Raw genomic sequence first — 18,249 nt, 5'->3', positions numbered from 1 at the left:
AAATTAACCCAACGGCAGGCCCGTATCCGAGTGTAGTGACGCTTCGTAAAGCGCCCTCCAGCGGAGCCGAATCTTGCCGTTCACCCGGCGTCTCGGACCCTGGTCAAAGCGACTGAAAGCTTCTCCTGCGCCTCGCGATATTCGGCGAGCTTTTCGCGCTCTGCCTCGACCACCTCCTGCGGCGCGTTGGCGACGAACTTCTCGTTGGAAAGCTTCTTGTGCAGGCGGGCGATCTCCTCGGTCACCTTGGCCAGTTCCTTCTGCAGCCGCGTTGCCTCGGCCTGAAGGTCGATCAGGCTGCCGAGCGGCAGACAGACGGTCGCCTCGTTCAGAACGATCTGGGCCGAGCCTTTCGGCGGCGCACCGACCAGCGCGATGTTGCCGACGCGCGCCAGCCGCTTGATGGCCTGGGCGTGGCGCTCCAGTCTTTCCTGTGTAAGGGCATTGGCGCCGATCACCGTCAGCGGCGCGATCGCCGCCGGCGGCACGTTCATTTCCGAGCGCACCGAGCGAATGCCGGAGACGAGCTCGACCAGCCAGTTGATGTCGGCGGCAGCCTCGTCATCCTCGAAATCGGGCGCGGGCCAGGCGGCGTGGCAAAGCAGGGAGGTGCGTACCTTCCCCTCGCCCGCGGTCTGCGCCCACAGCTCCTCGGTCATGAACGGCATCATCGGGTGCAGCAGCTTGTAGATCTCGTCCAGCACGAAGGCGACACAGGCCCGGCTCTCCGCCTTGGCCGCCTCGTCCGTGCCCATGAACACCGGCTTAAGCAGTTCCAGATACCAGTCGCAGAACAAGTTCCAGACGAAGCGATAGGCGGCGCCCGCCGCCTCGTTGAAGCGGTAGGTGGTGATGCCCTCCGTGATCGCCCGCGCCGCCCGCGTCAGCTCGGTCAGGATCCAGCGGTTGACCGCGAGCTTGGCGTCGTGCAGCCAGAAATCGTCGTTCCTGGCGACCTCGTTCATTTCGGCGAAGCGCGTGGCGTTCCAGAGCTTGGTCCCGAAATTGCGGTATCCGGCGATACGCGCCGGGTCGAGCTTCACGTCGCGCCCCTGCGCTGCCATCACGGTCAAGGTGAAGCGCAGCGCGTCGGCGCCATACTCGTCGATCAGTTCGAGCGGGTCGATGACGTTGCCTTTCGACTTCGACATCTTCTGCCCGTTCTTGTCGCGCACCAGCGCATGAACATAGACCGTGTGGAACGGCTCCTCGTTCATGAAATGCAGGCCCATCATCATCATCCGGGCCACCCAGAAGAAGATGATGTCGAAGCCGGTCACCAGCACGTCGGTCTGGTAGTAGGTCTTCAGCTCCGGCGTCTGGTCAGGCCAGCCGAGCGTCGAGAACGGCCACAGCGCCGAGGAGAACCAGGTGTCGAGAACGTCCTCGTCGCGCGTCAGGATCTCGCCCGGCTTGAAATTTTCAAGCTTGTCCTCGACCCAGGCCTTCCACGGGCCTTCCAGCGCCAAATAATATTCGACCGCCGCGGCCAGCGCCTCCTCTTCGGTCTTCTCGACGAAGACGCGTCCGTCCGGCCCGTACCAGGCCGGAATCTGGTGCCCCCACCACAGCTGCCGCGAGATGCACCAGGGCTGGATGTTCTCCATCCAGTCGTAATAGGTCTTCTCCCAGTTCTTCGGCACGAAGTTCGTGCGGCCCTCGCGCACAGAGGCAATGGCCGGCTTGGCGAGCTCCGCCGCGTTGACGTACCACTGGTCGGTGAGGAACGGCTCGATCGGCACGCCGCCGCGATCGCCATGCGGCACCGTGTGGCGATGCGGCTCGACCTTTTCCAGGAACCCGCCGGTTTCCATCAGCTCGACGATCTTCTTGCGCGCCACGAAGCGATCCAGCCCGTCGAGCTCATCCCAGACGGCCTGGCGCTGCGGCGTCACTTCAAGACCGGCAAGGAATTCCTCGTTGTCCTTGAGCTTGATGTAGGCTTCGACGGTCAGGATGTTGATCGCCGGCAGCTTGTGGCGCTTGCCGACCTCAAAGTCGTTGAAGTCATGCGCTGGGGTGATCTTGACCGCGCCGGAACCCTTTTCCGGATCCGAATACTCATCCGCCACAACCGGTATCCTGCGGCCGACGATCGGCAGGATGACGTTCTTGCCGACCAGATCGCGAAACCGCTCGTCGTCGGGGTGAACCGCCACCGCCGTGTCGCCCAGCATGGTTTCCGGGCGTGTCGTGGCGACGGTGATGAACGTCTTCGGATTCTCGGGATCGAACGCCAGGCCTTCGACCGGGTAGCGGAAATGCCAGAGATTGCCGTTGACCTCATGCTGCTCGACCTCGAGGTCGGAAATGGCCGTCAACAGCTTCGGATCCCAGTTCACAAGCCGCTTGTCCTTGTAGATCAGCCCCTGCTGGTAGAGGGTGACAAACACCTCCAGCACCGCCTTGGACAGACCCTCGTCCATGGTGAAGCGCTCCCGACTCCAGTCGGCCGAGGCACCGAGCCGCCTCAGCTGATTGAAGATCGCGCCGCCGGATTCGGCTTTCCACTCCCAGACCTTGTCGATGAACTCCTCGCGCGTCAGGTCGCGGCGATGGATCTGCCTCTCCATCAGCTGCCGCTCGACAACCATCTGCGTGGCGATGCCGGCATGATCCATGCCGGGCTGCCACAGCACATTCTTGCCGCGCATGCGCTCGAACCGCACCAGGATATCCTGCAGCGTGTTGTTGAGCGCGTGCCCCATATGCAGCGAGCCCGTAACGTTGGGCGGCGGGATGACGATGGCGAAGGCTTCCGCCCCTTCCTCCGCGCCGGCGCCGGCGCGGAACGCATCGGCCTCTTCCCAGATTTTGGCGATCTTCGGCTCGACGGTCTTGGCGTCGTAGGTTTTATCAAGCATGGAGGAAGTCCGAACTGTCGGGAACAAGCGTCCGGTGTAAATCGGAAGCTCTTGGCCGAGTCAACCGCGAGAAGGATGGGCCCGCCTTGCCCAGATAGGCTTGCGGCGATCTGCGGCAAGCCCATGACTCATCGCAAGACAAATCGCGCGGCCGCATTTTCGCGGAAACAAAAAGCACCGCCCGACGGCGGCGCTTTTACGCTGAAAGCCCAGACGAAATCACTGCGCGCCGCGCGCCACGCGCTCGATTTCCTCGCGCACCAGCCGTTCGACCAGTGTCGGCAGGTTGTTGTCGAGCCAGTCCTGCAGCATCGGCCGCAGCATCTCCTCGGCCATCTCGTCGAAGCTCTTCTTGCTGCGGCTGGCGAAGGCATCGGAAAGCTCGCCGAAGGCCGCCGCGACCTGACGGCCCGCATGCTTGGACAGGATTGCCGGCCGGGCTGGCGGCAGGTCGGCCGAGGATGGCGCCGAAACGTTGTCGGGCGCCGCGGTTTCGGTGGTTGGCGCGGCAAGATCCTCCTCGTCGATCTTGACTTCGGGCGCCACTTCCGGAGTTGCTACCTTCGCCTTGACGGAGTTTCCGCCAACGGCGGCGATCTCGCGCCGCCAATCGGCGACGATGGTATCGGCACTTTGCGGCACGCTCTCCGCTGCCCTCGCGACCGCCGGGGTGTCCGGCTCGGCGGCTACCCTGGCCCCGACTTCCGCCAGGGTGGTGGGAGCGGGCGCGGTCTTCACCGGTTCAGGGCCGGTCTCGGCGATCGTCGGATCGGACGCCGCAAGCTGGGACTGTATCTCCGCCAAACTCACCGGCTTGCTGGGAGCGGATCCGGCGTTGAGCTCGGAACGGAAGGGGTCAAGGTCGGCCGTCTGCGCCGCCGGCGTCGGCCGGAGGTCCTGGCGAACGTCACCGTTGTCCGCCGCCGGTTGCTTGCGGCCGGTATCGCTGTCCTCGATGATCCTTCGGATGGAAGCAAGTATCTCTTCCATGGAAGGTTCGCGCTGCGCGCTGCTCGCTGTCGCCATCGTCACATCCGCCGCCTTTGTGACTTGTTCAAGATTTCCATTCCGGCAAGACCGGAATTCGAATCAATGCGGACAGCGTAACCGACCGATCGTCATCCGAGAATCCCCAATCTGGGGAGACGTTGGATTTCAACAGATTAGCTCGCTACGCCGCCGGCAGCCGACCGTCTGGTTCCAATGCAAAAGCGCCGCGCATCCATTGGACACGCGGCGCTTTTGGAAATGCCAAAGGTTCAGCGGCCGTCCGGCGTGCGCAGCCCGATCCACTTGTCCTTAACGGCGTTGTAGTGCTCTTCCGGGTTGTATTTCGTGACCGCCAGGCCGAGTTGGCCGGCGGACAGGCGGCCGATCGCCGACAGGATGGCGTAGCTCGCCACGACGACATCGCGCTCGGAGCTCGCCTGGTTGATCTTGGCGGTGATGACGGCGTTCTGCGCGTTGAGCACGTCGAGCGTCGTGCGCTGGCCGACATTGCGTTCCTCGATGACGCCGTTGAGCGCCAGTTGCGCGGCGGCGATCACCTGCCTGTTGGCATCCACGCTTTCGCGCGCGGCGGTGTATTGCGTCCACGCCGAAGCCACGGCCTGGCGCACCTGGTCGCGACTGACGTCGACCTCGATGCGGGCCTGGCTGAGCGATTCCTTCGATTGGCGAACCAGCGCAGAGGTGCGCCCGCCCGAATAGATCGGCACGGTAAGCGTTGCACCGATATTGGCCGAATTGGTCGTTCCTTCGGAACCCGCCGATGCAAAAACGCCGGGCGAGGTGTTGCGATACTGGCTCGAAATCCCGGCGCTGGCGGAAAGCTGCGGCAAAAGCGCCCCTTCGGCCGACTTAACCGAAAAGGCCGCGGCGTCGACGAGATGCTCGGTGGCAAGGATGGCCGGATGCTCCGCGGCGGCAATGGTGAAGGCCGAATCGAGGCTTCCCGGCAGCAGCTTTCCAACCGGCGCGGCCGCCTTGAGCTTGCCCGGCTCGTCGCCGATGATCTGGTGGTAGGTCGCAGCGCTCGCCAGCGCCGTCGCGCGAGCGCTGGCGAGTTGCGCCACCGCGGTCGCCCGCGAGGCATCGGCCTGTGCGACGTCGGTGCGGGTGCCCTCTCCGACCTCGAAGCGCGACCGCGCGGCGCGCGCCTGCTCGGTCAGGAATTGCAGGTTCTGTGCGGTCAGGACCGCGATCTGGCGATCACGAATCACATCCATGTAGGCGCTTACCGCGTTGAACAGGATGTTCTCTTCGGTGTTGCGGAGACTTTCTTGCGAGGCCCTGACCTGCGCTTCGGCGGCGGCGACATTGTTCTTGGTTTGAAAGCCGTCGAACAGCGTCTGGTCGATCTCAACCCCGAAATTGCCCGTAGTGATATTTAAGGTTTGACCCAGGTTGTTGTTGCGGCTGCTCGTGTAGTCGATGCTTGCCGATCCCCTGATCGTCGGGCGGTAGCCGGACTTGGCGATGGCCACTCCCTCGTCGGTGACACGGGTGCCCGCGCGGGCGGAATTCAGCTGGGAATTGTATTGATAGGCTTTGGCGAGCGCGCCGGTGATGGTTTCGGCGGATGCTGCCAGCGGCGAAAGCGCGGTCGCCGAAACAAGTATGGCTGATAGAAAAGTCTTGTGTAGGGGCGGCACGTATTATCCCTCATTCGTTTGCATGGGAACCACGCCGCGCACCTTTTCCTTCCGGATCAGCTAGCGCCGCGTGTTTATCGTCCCCCGCTGACAGCCCCCGAAAATGCACGTGAAGCAAATCAGCAACGATTGTTCAAGCGCAAGCGATCATGACAGCGCCTTCGCTGCAAGGCAAAACCGCTCAAAATTCGAACGCATGAGCACGTTCGAACCCCGGTAGTGGCTTAATTGCCGCATTAAATGCGCGTCTGCCGGTTACAACCCCCCCGGCCTTGACAAAAAGACGCGCAACGCCGGAGTTGCCCTGCCCCTCGACCACAACCAGCCGTCCGTCCTCGGCGAGCTGGCCGAGCAATGCCGCGGGCACCTCCTCGACGCTGCCGCCGATGAAGATGACGTCATAGGGCGCCGCGGCGGCATGACCCTGCGGTAACGGCCCGGTCACTACAGTGGTGTTCTGGCAATCCAGTGCCGAAAGGGTCGACTTCGCGGCTTCGGCAAGCGCCGGGTCGCTTTCGAGCGCAACCACCGATTTTGCGATTCGGGAAAGCAGCGCGGCCGAATAGCCGGTGCCGCAGCCGACATCGAGCACCGAATCGGTGTCGCTGATTTCGGCCAGTTGCAAAAGCTTGGCGAGCGGTGACGGTTCCATCAGATAGCGGGCACCGCCGCCACTGACGCCATCGGTGATACGGATGTCCTCGTCGATATAGGCTAGGTCCCGCTGCCCGGCGCCGACAAAAGCCTCGCGCGGCACGGAAAGCATCGCTTCGATCAGCGGCGCGCTGGTCACATCGGTGGTGCGGATCTGGCCATCGACCATCTTCACGCGGCGTTCGGAGAAATCAGCGTTCATGTCCCAACCAACCCGCTTCCCACGCCCAATTCGTGCCCCGCGCCCGATCCGATTTCCAGGCAAATGACGCGGGCCAATTCGACCGGAACCTAGCGCCCCGGCGCGACAGCGCCGGAGCCCGGGCATTGGAGGCCTCGCCCGGAATCGAACCGGGGTGCAAGGATTTGCAGTCCTCTGCGTAACCACTCCGCCACGAGGCCTTCCATGCTCCCGGCGTTCCGGGGCAACTCAATATGTTGGCGGTGAAAGGTCGTCAAGCACCGGCAAGTCATTCCCGATGCTTTCCCATTCCTCATCGAAGGCAGTGGTTGCCGATTGCTTGCGGCCGATCCCGATGGTGTCGCCGGCACCTGCCGGACTCTCTCCCTGCAAAGCTCTCAATCCGGCCGGCGGCGGCGTTCCCACCAGACCACGAAGCGGCGCCTGTGACGACGCACCAGTGCGAATTCGTAGGACAGGACCAGCAGGCCGATCGGAACCATCCAGAAACCGAGAATCGGCAGAAAGCCCAGAATCCCGCCGATTGTGAGCAGCACGCCGATCGCGATCCGCAATCCCCGCGAGCGCGGCATGGAGAAGTCGCGGCCGAAGACCGTGATCTTGCGCGCCGGTGGGTTATCGTCGTCAGTTGCCGTCATTCAAAGCCAGATCCCATCTGCGCGGCCGATGTCATAAATACCAAAGGACGACCAGCCGCATTGTTCCATGCCGGTGTCAAGCCGCTCATATGTGGGCACGCCGAAGCGATGCCACAAATCGCCGCACGAAAAACTGCAGAAAAATTGCGAATTGCTGCTTTGCAAAGCCGAAAGGTGTTTGCTATAGGCTGCGCCACTCACGTCAGAGCCTCCGTTCCCCGGTAGCTCAGTGGTAGAGCAACCGGCTGTTAACCGGTTGGTCGCTGGTTCGAATCCGGCCCGGGGAGCCAATCGCCATTGAATTTCACTGAATAAACTTCCGATTCTGCAAGCGCGCGGCGCTGGATCCGGCAGCATGCGGCAACGGTCAAGCCGGGCCGGGTCAGTCTGAGAAAATTTCGTAGTAAAGGATTTCGGCGTCGTCGAGGGACGATCTCCGTCCAGGCGAGATGACGCCGGAGCCGAAGAGAAGAATATCTTCGCGGCGCACGAATACCTCATGGTCGGGTCCCATCGACACAAATGTACCCGACGAGCTTCGCTCGATAAGCACGGCCTTGCCATTCGAAATGGTGAAGGTCGCGTGGTGCCTTGAGACCCAGGGCCGCTGGATGACGATGTTGCATTCCGGGGATCGGCCGATCGTCACCAATTCGTTGTTTCGGCAGGATCGCAACTGATCTCCATAGCGGATGACCAGATTGATCTGCCGCGGCGGGGCGGAGCGTCTCTCGATAACCGTGCCCCGGCTGACGATTTGCGTACTGAGGGCCCGATCCTCGCTCCCCAGGGTATAGACATCGAACAGTTCTTGCTTTCCCTTGAAAGCCATTTTGTCGAGGAGCCGCAGGGCACTGCGGCTATCCGCGCAAAGGGCTTCGAAGAAGCTCTGGCTGATCAGCACCTCCCCGGGGTTGGCCGTGGTGGACAACCTTGCTGTGACATTGATAACGTCTCCGAATACCGCGCCCCGCGCACGAATGACCGCCCCGAAATGCAATCCGATCCGGGCGTGCAACGGCCCTTTCGTCAGTTCGCTGCTGATTTGGAAGACGGCCCTCAGCGCCGCCTCCGAACTGTCGAACAGGCTGAGCACGTCATCGCCCTTCGAGTAAATGAAGTCACCGCCGTGCCGGGCGACGATCTCGCGTATCGCGTCGAGGCAATCCGAGATCTGCTGCAGAGCGGCATCGTCGCCGATGCGCTCATAGAGCGGCGTGCTGCCCACGACATCAGCTAGGAGGACTGCGGCCAGAAGTCTTTCCTGATCCATCGGCTCGTATCCGACCAAGAACGCAACGTATAGCATAAGTCGCCCTCCTTGCCCGCCTGGGAGCCGGTGCTGTGGTGTGACCATCTTGCACGGCGACAACCCGGCCTTGTTGCCGCCCCGGCAAATGCGCAAGAAACTTTCCACGGCTATGACCAAGGCTGCCAAGCGCACGTTGAAAAGCAAGCGGACGATGCGGTCCGGAACAGCATCCCGAAAGCGAGGACGAGGATAATAGGCGCGGCATACAGGCCGGTTCAGGGCAATGCTGGGTGGCGCGCGCGTGAGACGAGCGGGTGGAGTGTATCATTTTAATACAATCCTCAATTTGTAGACTCCTGCCATGCATCGGCAGCTAGTGTTCTCCGTCCAGGCTAGTGGAGGGAGCCGCGGACCGGGAGGAAAAAGATGTCCATCCAAAAGGAAGACTATCGCACGAACCGAGCCGACTATGCCCTTGCCGCGAAAGGCCAATCGGCCGTCGATGTGGGCCGCAACGAGATTCTAGAAAGAAGAAAGAAGACTGTCTGGCTAAGAGATCCGCGAATCGCGAGATTGGCCGCAAATCCGTGCGAAAGCCTTCCAGGACCAAAACCCAGACCGCGCGGGAATTAGCGACGCTGCTTCACCTATGGATGCGTGCCCCATCATAGCGGCAGGAGCGTATAGTTGCCGTCAGCCGGTGCCGTATTTCGTTTCCTAGCCCCCGCCGGCTAGCCCCGGCTCTGTCCGCCTGCTTTGTGAACACGGACGCGTTCCTTGCTGCTCCAAGTCCTCCGAGTTTTGTAAGTTGTCATGCTCTTTCGCTGCGCGATCGAGATGATCGCCAACGGTATAGCCGGTGGATTGGATGCGGTAGAGTCACGAACGTTCTGGTCTAGATCTCGGGCCTTGCATCAAAGGAGAGATGGTTCCAGGCCGAGACCTGTGGTCCGCGCCGGCGATCGCGCCTGCAGCGAACCGAGTCTGAGATAGATGGCAGGCACGACGAAGAGGTTCAGAAGCGTTGACGTGATCAGCCCGCCCAGAATGATGATGGCCATCGGATGTTCGATTTCCTGCCCGGGAATGTTGCCGGTAACAACCAGTGGGACGAGCGCAAGACCGGTCGCCAGCGTCGTCATGAGAATGGGCGAAAGGCGTTCACGCGCGCCGCGCAGGACAAGTTCCGGTCCGAAGGGCTCGCCCTCCTCGCGCTCCAGATGCAGGAAATGGTGGATCAGAAGCACCCCGTTGCGGGCCGCGATGCCCAACACCGTCAGGAACCCCACGAGGCCGCCTAGCGAGATGATGCCGTCGCCCAGATAGGCGGCGATGACCCCGCCGACCATAGCGGCCGGCAGTGAAAGGAAAACCAGGGCAGCGAGCCTCCAGCTTCTCAAGGAGGCCTGCAGCAGCATGAAGATTACGACCGCGGCGACGACAGAGGCATAGACGAGCCTGTTTTGCGCAGCGTTGCGTTCCGCCGCCTCGCCCAGCAGCTGGGCATGATAGCCGAGCGGAAACTCGATCTTGGCCAGGCGCTGCTCAACCTCATGGACGACGGAGCCCAGGTCGCGGTCGCGCACATTTGCACGCACGTCATGGCGGCGCGAGGCGTTCTCGCGTTTGATGGTGCTGGCCACCGGGGCAATCTTGACTTCGGCAACGTCGCCGAGCCGGACCTGACCGCCGTCGGGAGTATCCAGGAGAACGTTCTGCACGTCGTCGAGGCCGCGCCGCGATTTGGGCGTCGACCATACCATGACGTCATACACCTTTCCGATGCGATGAACGTCGCTCACCTCGTGACCGGCGAAGATCACGGCAGCAGCGCGACGAACATCGCCGGGCTTGAGACCTCTGGAAGCCGCCTTGGCGACATCCACGGTGACCTGAATTTGCGGTACCGTCTTCTGCGGCTCCTCGTGTAGGTCGATCAGGCCCTCGATGCCGACCAGGGCGTCGCGGACCCTCACCGCCTGCTCGCGCAACGCCGCCGCGTCAGGCCCGAAAATCCGAACCACTATCGACTCGCTCGATCCGGTGAGCACTTCCTTCACGCGTTCGCGAAGGTAGGTCTGGACGTCGCGATAGATACCGGGATAGCCGTCGACCGTGTCCTGAACGGCTTTCAGGGTCTTGTCATAGTCGACCTTTGGATCGACGCTGATCCAGTTCTCCGTGAAGTCGATGCCCACCACCTCGTCGGCCACCAGCGCCCGGCCGATGTGAGCGCCGAAGTTGCGCACTCCGGGAATGGATCTCAGTTCTTTGCTGGCAGCTACCGTCATCCGATACATCTCGGCGTGCGATGTCCCGGGCGGCGTCAGCCAGTGCATGAGGAAGTCACGTTCCTTGAAGGAGGGCAGGAGCGAGGTTCCGAGCAGCGGCCAAACGCCCAATCCCGCGACCACGACGAACGCGGTGATCCCAAACATCGCGCGAGGAGCAGCGATGATCCTCGACAGCATGGCGGCATAGCCTCGCTGCAACCACCCCACCAGCGGCGAGACGCGCTCGATCGGCGCTCCTTGAAGCAGGATAAGGCAGAGTGCCGGCGTCACCGTCAGCGCCACTGCCATCGAAGCGAGGAGCGCGATGGAATAGGACGTCGCCAGCGGCACGAAGAAAGTGCCCGACAGACCGCCCATGAAGAACACAGGAATGACCGAGATGACGATGATGAGGGTTGCGGCGACGATCGGGCTGCGGATCTCGAGCGATGCTTCCAGGATGACTGATGCCACCGATTTGCCAGCGCCGCTGCGGCGATTCTCGCGCAATCGCCGTGTGATGTTTTCGACGTCGATGATAGCGTCGTCCACCACCGATCCCACCGCCACGACGAAGCCGGCCAGCACCATCGTGTTGATGGTCGTCCCGAGCCAGTAGAGAACAAGTCCCGCGGCGACCAGAGAGAGCGGGATCGCCAGCAGGCTGATGAGCGCCACCCGCCACTCGAACAGGAAGGCGCCGAGAACGCAGACCACCAGGACCGATCCCACCAGCAAGGCCATTGTCAGATTGTGGATCGAGAGCTCGATGAACGTCGCCGGGCGGAAGATCTGCAGGTCGACGTCGATACCTTTGAGGCCGTCCTTCATTTCGGCGAAGGCTGCCTCGACGCCGCGCGTGACCTCCAGCGTGTTCGCCCACGGGAACTTCTCGACGATCAGCATCATGCCGGGACCGTCATTGATCACAGCGTCGCCGATCGGCAGCGGTTCCCCCCAGGTGACGTCGGCAAAGTCCGCCAGCACCAGTTGCTCGCCGGCCTTTGACTCGACCGGAATTCTCTTGACGTCTTCCAGCTTCACGCTGGACGCTACGTCGGCGCCGACATACAGCCGCTGGTTGGCGGTGTCGATGAAGCCTACGGTCTGGCTCTTGGCTGAGCTCGCCATCGGCAGCAGGCCGAAGTCCAGCGCATCGGCCGAAGCCTCCATGACCTCGTTCAGCGTCACGCCGCGTTTCAGCATGCGCGCGGGATCGACCTGGATCTGCAGCTGTTTGAGCTTTTCGCCCCACATCGCCACGTTGGCGACGCCGGGCACGCGCAGCAGGCGGAAGCGGATCTTCCAGTAGGCGGTCATCGACAGGTCGAGCTGAGTGAGCTCCTTCGACGAGAGGCCGATCTTCATGGTCCTGCTGGTCGACGACAAGGGCTGCAGCATGACGGGCGGGCTCGAGCCGAACGGCAGTCTGGCCGACGCAAGCTGCACGCGCTCCTGGACGAGCTGCCGCGCGTGCATGATGTCGGTTCCCCGCTTGAAGATCATGACAATGGAGGACAGCGACATCACGCTCTTCGAGCGGATGACGTCGAGTTCCGGTGTGCCGCGCAGTGCATCCTCGAGGGGAATGGTGATCAGCTCCTCGACCTCGGCGGTCGACATGCCGATACCCTCGGTCTGAATCTCCACCAGCGGCGGGGAGAATTCCGGGAAGACGTCCACGGGCATCTTGCGGAACACGTCCAGACCCAGCAGCACCATCAGCGCTGCCGCGGCCAGTACCAGATACCGGTATTTCAGATTCGTGCCGATGATCCAGCGGAACATGGCCCTGTCCTTTGTTCGGATGATTGGACGCCGGCTAACTCAGGCGTTCGCAAGCGGCGGAATGTCTTTCACGCCCGCTCAGTGCCCGCCAAACTTCAGTTCAACCCCCATCAGCTCGACCGCGCCGACCGACACGACCGGCGTACCGCTCGCTGGTCCGTCCGACAGAACTGCTATGTCGCCGAGGACGCGCTCGACAGCCACCTTTTGGCGGACGAAGACGAGCGGCTCCGGGTTGGAGTAGAGCCAGCTGTTCCCGTGCTCGTCGTAGATAACCGACGAGTAGGGCACGATCTTCGCCATCCTGCCGCTCTCCGGCGCCTTCATCGCCACGAACGCATGATCGCCGGGCTTGACGCCGCTGCTTGCCTCGAGGAATTCAAAGAACCGCCCGTCGTCCCGGTCCGTCACCGCCACCGGCCGCGCCTTGTAATATTTACCGGAGCGGCCTTGGCCGGTCAGCAGCACGACGACTAGACCATCCTTATCCTCGTCCGCCGGGTTGGCGACGCCGAAAATCTCGGCAAACTCGTCGTGGTCGCCGGTCTCGTCGTCGTCATCCTCGTCGGCGACAACCGCGATCAACATCTGGCTAGCCGCGTCCACAGGCACCTTGATCAGGGATTGCCGTGCTTGGCCGCTTTCACCGGCCGGCGCGATGGAAGCCGTCTCCGTAATTGCATTCACCGACGGTTCACCGCTCGCAATCTCGACCTGGGCGTTCATCATCATCCACCGCTTCGCCATCTCCTCGCGCACCGCTTCGGTCTGGATGCTCAGTCGTTTGGAGGCCTGTTCGGTCAGAACCACGCGTGGAAATGGTGAACCTGCGACCTCTACCAGCTTGGCAGGCGCGCCGGCGGGCGACTCCGCGGCCGCGAAGGATCCCGTGGCAACCACGACGAAAGCCACACCGGCGACGAGGGATGACGTAAGAAAAAGCCTATTGCGAAGCATGTGCAACTCCTCCAAGGCGTCGTGAAACCGGGCCGGAATGGAGCATCATGGCCGGTAGGACGAACAGATTGATCAGGACTGAAATGACTGCGCCTGCGATCACAACCCATGCCATTGGATGCAGAATCTCCAGACCGGCGGCGCTGCCCATGACCACTGCGGGAAGGAAGGCGAGGCAGGTGACCAGCGTGCTCGTCAGCATGGGCGCGAAGCGCTCGCGCGCGGCCGCAGCGACAAGATCCGGCCAGGATTCGTCACCTTCCCCGGTCTGATCGACGCGGCTGGCCAGAACCAGACCGTTGCGGAGTGCAAGCCCGAGGACGGCGAGAAGTCCGGCAAGCGCCCCAACCGAAACGGTGCCCGTTACCGCCACGAGGATCGCCGCGACGCCACCCGACACTGCCATCAGCGAAAGGAACATGCCGGTCGCCAGTCGCCAGCTTTGCAGCGCCGCCTGCAGCAGGAAGAAGATCAGGACTGCAGCCGACGCTGCGAAGAGCGCCACCTGCAGCATGGCTGCACGGCTCTCGGCATACTCGCCTCGAACGTAGGCATGGTATTCGAAGGGGAGTTGCACCTTCTTGAGTTCTGCCGCCACGTCTTCCGCCACTGCCGTGACGCTGCGGCCTGCGACGCTGGCGTGAACGTCCATGCTGCGCGTGACGCCGTCACGCTCGATGGTGCTCAACTGCGGCACCATCCGCACCTCGGCGATATCGCCGAGGCGTGTATGCGGGCGATCAGGCGTTTCGATCAGAAGATTCTCGACGTCGGCGATGCTGCTTCGTGCGTTGGGAGTCCCCCAAACGACCACGTCGAAGACCTTTTGCTGCTCGAACAGATTGCCAACCTCGAGCCCGGCGAAGACCGTCGCTGCCGCGCGCCGGATGTCCCCCGGTTTCAGTCCACGTGCGGCCGCCTCCGCAACGTCGACCTTGACCTCGATTTCGGGCGAGAAAGCGTTCTTGTCGAGACGTACGGAGTTGATGCCGTCAATGGCGGCGATTCTCGCCGCGACGAGCTTTGCCTGCTCTTCAAGCACGGCCGTCTCGGCCCCTTCGATGCGGACCACCACTGGTTCGCCGGCGTCGGCGAAGATCCGCCCGGCCGTACTGGCCAGATAGCCTTCAACCTTCACCTCGAGGTCCGCGAAGCCTTCCATCGTGTTGCGAATTTGCGACAGTGCCGCGGCTCGGTTCCCCCGCTCGTCGAGGCCAATCCAGAGCTGCCCGGATTCGATGCCGGTGACCTGGTCGCCCGTGATGGCCCTGCCGAGATGGCCAGCGACGGAGCTGACTCCGTCGATTGCGCGGACTTCGGATTCCAGTCGCGCCATCGTCCGGATCATGGCGGGCAAGGATGCACCCGGCGCGGCCTTGAACGAAACGCGGACGGTGCCTTCGTCAAAGGACGGCGACGGCGACCACTTCAGGGCGGGCGTCGCCGCGAGTAGCGCCAACGCACCGAGACCCACGATCGCATAGGCAGGACCGGTCGTCGCCGAGAACTTGCCCAGCAGCCGCCCGTAGGCTGCACCGAACAGCCGCGCCACCACAGGTTCGGACCTGTTTCCTGCTGCGCTGCCCGAGCGGAAAAAGACCATCGCGAGGGCGGGCGCCGCCAAGAGCACGACGACCATGGCAGCGGCCACCGTGACGCCATAGGCCTGAGCCAGCGGCCGGAAGAATGCCGCGGTTTCGCCGTCGAGTCCGAGTATCGGAGCGACCGCCAGCAGACCGATCACCGCTGCATAGATCATTGGCTTGCCGATTTCGCCGATCGCATCGAATAGAGGCGCGGCGAGCGGACGGACGCCACCGGCGCGGAGGCGCCGCCCGATGGCCTCGGCAGCCACTACCGCGGTGTCGACCACGAGGGAAAGCGCGGCCGCGAGGCCGGCCAGGTGGATCAGGTTGAAGATGGGGCTGCTGAAATAGAGAGCGACAAGTGCCGCGACATACGACAGGACGATCGCGACGACGGCGATGCTCGCCGCGCCGACCGGCGTCAAGGACAGGAAGAGGGCTACTGACACGACCACCATGGCGGCGATCACCATCCGGACCAGATTGGCCAAGGCGCTGTCGACGTAGTCGGAGGCGCGGTAGAGGGAGGCGTCGACGTCGATGCCCGGCATGCCTTGGCTCAACTCCGCGAGCGCAGCTTCGACCCCCGCTACGACCGCTTTGGTGTCGACGTTGGGAAGCTTCTCGACGACGAGAATGAGGCCAGGCTGTCCGTTGATCATCGCATCGCCGATCAGCGGCGGATGGCCTTCGACGACCTCGGCCACGTCTCCTAGCCTGAGCGCGGAAGACGGGACAGCAACCTTCGTCAGGTCGCTGGCCTTGCTGATCGGTTGCACATGCTGGATGCCGAGCCTCTGGTTCGGCGTGTCGATCCAGCCTCCGCTTCCGAGTACTGACGCTTCCAGATAACTGAGCGGCGAGACCCAGAGCGAATCCCCGGCGCTCTCTACGGCTTCATCGAGCGAGACGCCAGCCGATTCGAGGCGCTGAGGTTCGATTTGCACCTGAAGCTGGCGAGCGCGCTGGCCCCAGATCGCGACGTTGGCGACGCCCGGCACGCTGAGCAGCTTCGGCGTCATCGTCCACCGGGCCAGCACCGACATGTCGATCAGCGACACGGTCTTGGACGACAGTCCGACGATCATGGCACGGCCTGCCGCCGACTTGGGCTGCAGCATGGTGGGTGGCTTCGAGACATTGGGCAGGGCCCAAGCCATCGTAAGACGCTCCTGCACCATTTGTCGGGCTTTCATTGGATCCATGCCGGGCTCGAAGGTGAGCAACACCGAAGCCATCCCCGGCACCGACTTGGAATGAATCGATTTGAGGAACGGCGTCGCGGTCAGAATCTCTTCGAGATTGATGGTCACCAGGCTTTCGACTTCGCCTGTCGACAAGCCGAGCGCCTCGGTCTGCACCTCCACGACCGGCGCCCCGAACTCGGGAAGAGCGTCGATTCTGGCCTTGGGAAGAAGAACGGCACCCGCCGCTACCAGGAGTATCGCGGCTGCTATGACCAGATGCCGAAATTCCAGACTCAGCTTGACGAGCGTTTGCAGCACGGCAATCCCCCACGATTCCGCGGCGCGCGAAACCGCGCCTGCGACAGATCAGAGACAGTCCCAAAGCGTATCATGCGGGAGGGCGCCGCATAATTAATCAATATTGCAAGGCGCTTTTACCGTATATCCGGCGACCTCTAACTTTCGGAGTAGAGAAATAGTTCATACAAATTTATTATGATCGTGACTCACGCGTGAGTGCTCGCGTCGGTTGCGTGGGAGTGCGCCTCCAGCAAAAGGCTGGGCGTGCCGTGGCGCAGTTTGCTTCGGTCCGGGAGTGCCATGCGAACGAGGAAGGCGAAGCGGGACCGCCAATTTGCTGCGCCGGCGGTCCTCGGCGAGCGTACCGGGCGCGGAATAGCAAAGAAGTGTTGTAGAGATGCGACACGTTTGCGTTTGTATCGGACAAGTCGCGTTTGTAAGGGACAAAATGACGAAATCGCAGTTGCCACAGTGGACTCATCGGATATCATCGACGCGTGGTGCATCTCATGGGGGCTCGCAGGTCATTCGCCTTTTTATCTTAGCACTTAGTGGCATAGGGCTGCTGTACTCTTCGGCTTCGGCACTGGCAGAGGAGCACGAGCGGGCTCTGGCCGAAGAAACGATACCGGCTCTGGCCGAGGAATGCGCTGCGCCCTGCGCGGGGTACGAGGCTACCGCGGAGCTGCAGAACGACTGGATATTTGGCGCACATCCGTCTTTCCTGAGATCCGATGTGTTCTTTCCGAAGTTGGAGCTCGATCTTTTCTACGCGCCGACGGATTATCTTCGGTTCGTGAGTGCCATCATTACCGAGCCCGTGGTCGACCCGGAACCCGGGGAGAATGCGGCCTTTCAAGGGATCGGCACCTATGTCGGTGAGCTCTATGCTCTCGCTAAGGTCGATCCCCTGACCGTGAGGGCCGGAAAGTTCGACACGGTGTTCAGCCTGGCCAGCGAAGCCCTGCCGGGGATACACGCCCCGGATCTGGCGTCTGTTTTTGACGCTGACGAACGTCTGGGTGGCGAAGCTGTTGTTGGCTTCGAGGGCTTTGGGCTGAACAATGCCTTGGCCGCGACGGTATTCACGACCGACCGGACGTTCCTCAGCGAGTCGCTCTTTACCAACCGTGGACGGACCACGCTGGCGGATGGCGGTGCCGGCAACACCACCGGTTTATCCTCATTCTCGGTTACCCTTGATGGCTGCAAAGGGGCGGAAAAGGGCGATTGTTACAAGGACGGTGAATTCGGCTATCGGCTCGGCATCCGATACCAGAAGCCCGGGCTGTCCGCCGACACAGGGGAGGAGGAGGAAGAAGAAGAAGAGGAACCGCTGCCGGGGACCGGCAATGAATTGGCCTACCTTGCTGCCGCCACTGGAAGCTTCGACCTTAACGGGAACACACTGAGGCTTCTCGGCGAATCGGCCTACCTCAAGCATTTCGACGGCGGTCCGGACGACGCTCTGCTTCTCACCGGCTCTGTCGCGCTGGAAGTGCAACCTATGACCTACATAGCCACCTACACGCAGCAGCGGAACTTTGTCGCCGACGGTCCGGACACCCGCGAGCAATTGGCGGATTTCGAAGTGATTTATGCGTCCGGGGAAGAAGACGCGCCGTCCGGCGCGGCGAAATGGAACCTCGGCGCCGGCTACACATTCGCGGAGAATGCTGAGGACGAGAGAACGCACACCTTCAGTGTGCGCGCGACGCTCCAGTTCGGTGGACACGTGAAGTTAGGCAGGTAGGCTCGATCGTCCGGATGTCCGACGCTTGTTGACGGCTGCCTTCTGCTGAACTCGAGTGAGGTCCGCAAGCCCGTCTGCATGCGCCGAACTTGTTCCTTCCCTCAGGCTGATTGAAGCTATTCAGTGACCCTTCAGCACAAG

The 18,249-nt window shown here is 62.5% G+C and carries 11 protein-coding genes and 2 tRNA genes; 2 read left to right on the top strand and 11 right to left on the bottom strand.

Annotated features, from left to right (window positions below):
• Positions 1–80: 80 nt before the first annotated feature.
• The 7 genes from CK215_RS01095 to CK215_RS30570 all read right to left on the bottom strand — a co-directional run bounded on the left by CK215_RS01095 (position 81) and on the right by CK215_RS30570 (position 7,213).
• Complete coding sequence (locus CK215_RS01095; protein WP_095829857.1) at positions 81–2,864, bottom strand: valine--tRNA ligase; 2,784 nt, start codon at positions 2,862–2,864, stop codon at positions 81–83.
• Positions 2,865–3,083: 219 nt separating this feature from the next.
• Positions 3,084–3,890, bottom strand: coding sequence for a PopZ family protein (locus CK215_RS01090; protein WP_095778435.1), 807 nt, complete (start codon positions 3,888–3,890; stop codon positions 3,084–3,086).
• 233 nt (positions 3,891–4,123) lie between these two features.
• Positions 4,124–5,518, bottom strand: a complete 1,395-nt coding sequence (locus CK215_RS01085; protein WP_095829856.1) for a TolC family outer membrane protein — start codon at positions 5,516–5,518, stop codon at positions 4,124–4,126.
• 181 nt (positions 5,519–5,699) lie between these two features.
• Entirely contained in the window at positions 5,700–6,374 is a 675-nt protein-coding gene (locus CK215_RS01080; RefSeq protein ID WP_095828910.1) for a protein-L-isoaspartate O-methyltransferase, read from the bottom strand.
• Positions 6,375–6,500: 126 nt separating this feature from the next.
• A tRNA-Cys gene (locus CK215_RS01075) sits at positions 6,501–6,574 on the bottom strand.
• A gap of 177 nt (positions 6,575–6,751) precedes the next feature.
• Positions 6,752–7,012 carry a hypothetical protein gene (locus CK215_RS01070; protein ID WP_066999931.1) on the bottom strand — a complete coding sequence of 87 codons (261 nt, stop codon included), beginning with the start codon at positions 7,010–7,012 and terminating at the stop codon, positions 6,752–6,754.
• Positions 7,013–7,213 (bottom strand): hypothetical protein, encoded by a 201-nt coding sequence (locus CK215_RS30570; protein ID WP_095780750.1) that lies wholly within the window; start codon positions 7,211–7,213, stop codon positions 7,013–7,015. It abuts the gene before it with no gap.
• Positions 7,214–7,227: 14 nt separating this feature from the next.
• Between CK215_RS30570 and CK215_RS01065 the strand changes: the two genes are divergently transcribed.
• A tRNA-Asn gene (locus CK215_RS01065) sits at positions 7,228–7,302 on the top strand.
• Positions 7,303–7,394: 92 nt separating this feature from the next.
• On the opposite strand, the gene CK215_RS01060 is transcribed toward CK215_RS01065, so the two are convergent.
• The 4 genes from CK215_RS01060 to CK215_RS01040 all read right to left on the bottom strand — a co-directional run bounded on the left by CK215_RS01060 (position 7,395) and on the right by CK215_RS01040 (position 16,373).
• Positions 7,395–8,285, bottom strand: coding sequence for an FHA domain-containing protein (locus tag CK215_RS01060; protein ID WP_164747268.1), 891 nt, complete (start codon positions 8,283–8,285; stop codon positions 7,395–7,397).
• An 893-nt stretch (positions 8,286–9,178) separates the two neighbouring features.
• Positions 9,179–12,325 (bottom strand): efflux RND transporter permease subunit, encoded by a 3,147-nt coding sequence (locus tag CK215_RS01050; RefSeq protein ID WP_095829854.1) that lies wholly within the window; start codon positions 12,323–12,325, stop codon positions 9,179–9,181.
• 78 nt (positions 12,326–12,403) lie between these two features.
• Positions 12,404–13,282, bottom strand: coding sequence for a hypothetical protein (locus tag CK215_RS01045; RefSeq protein WP_128373160.1), 879 nt, complete (start codon positions 13,280–13,282; stop codon positions 12,404–12,406).
• Entirely contained in the window at positions 13,269–16,373 is a 3,105-nt protein-coding gene (locus CK215_RS01040; RefSeq protein ID WP_170950191.1) for an efflux RND transporter permease subunit, read from the bottom strand. The genes CK215_RS01045 and CK215_RS01040 overlap by 14 nt, the downstream gene beginning before the upstream one ends.
• 430 nt (positions 16,374–16,803) lie before the next feature.
• Here CK215_RS01040 and CK215_RS01035 point away from each other — a divergent pair, with 430 nt between their 5' ends.
• Positions 16,804–18,108, top strand: coding sequence for a hypothetical protein (locus CK215_RS01035; RefSeq protein WP_245418577.1), 1,305 nt, complete (start codon positions 16,804–16,806; stop codon positions 18,106–18,108).
• Positions 18,109–18,249 lie beyond the last annotated feature (141 nt).

The organism is Mesorhizobium sp. WSM3864 (genome assembly GCF_002294955.1).
GTDB lineage: Bacteria > Pseudomonadota > Alphaproteobacteria > Rhizobiales > Rhizobiaceae > Mesorhizobium.
The sequence above is the reverse complement of the archived record's forward strand: the minus strand, read 5'-3'. Positions and strand labels throughout refer to the sequence as shown.